The organism is Parvularcula oceani (assembly GCF_000733125.1).
Lineage (GTDB): Bacteria > Pseudomonadota > Alphaproteobacteria > Caulobacterales > Parvularculaceae > Parvularcula > Parvularcula oceani.
The window spans coordinates 1-620 of sequence record NZ_JPHU01000035.1; the positions used below are offsets into that span (position 1 = coordinate 1).

The 620-nt window shown below is 67.9% G+C and carries 1 protein-coding gene; it reads right to left on the bottom strand.

Going from position 1 to position 620, the window contains the following annotated elements:
• Positions 1–620 (bottom strand): RHS repeat-associated core domain-containing protein (locus IE88_RS0116105; RefSeq protein ID WP_031556500.1); only part of this gene is annotated, 620 nt, incomplete at both ends.

A 620-nucleotide genomic window follows, 5' to 3' on the forward strand; every position in this document is an offset into this window, starting at 1 on the left:
TCCGTCGCGTTGACCGGATCGTTCCCCACATAGGCGTAGAGGTTCATCTGGTCGGCGTAGCCGATGGGATCGGTCTGCAGGAAGCGGCCGCGCTCGGGGTCGTAGTAGCGGGCCTTGTAGTAGTAGAGGCCGGTCTTCGTTTCGAGCCTTTGCCCGGTGAAGCGGAAGGGGTGGCCCCCCGTGTCGCCGAGCGGCAGGCCGTAGGGCGAGTAGGCGTAGGTCTCCTCGACGCTGCCGGCCTCGCCGGTCACCGCCACCACCGAGCCCAGCCTGTCGAGGGTGGCATAGCGCAGGCAGCCCTTCGCCTGCGCGCAGTCCTCGTACTCCACCGTCAGAAGCGCCTCGTCCACCGATCCCGGCAGGCGCACGTAGCGCCGCAGCACCGTGCCCGAGGGGAAGGGCCAGGTCGTACCGCCCGTCTCCAGGACCTCCTGGTCCCCGGCATGGAAGAACGCCGTGTGACCGCTGCCGGTCACACTCTTCTGCCGCCTGTTGCCGTCGGCATAATGCAGATAGGTCGCGACCGTGGGGCCGGAGGCCGAGTCCTGCAGAACCCGGAACAGCCGGTTCTCGGCGTTGTAGACGAAGTGGAACCCGCCCGCCTCGCCGTCATCGATCAG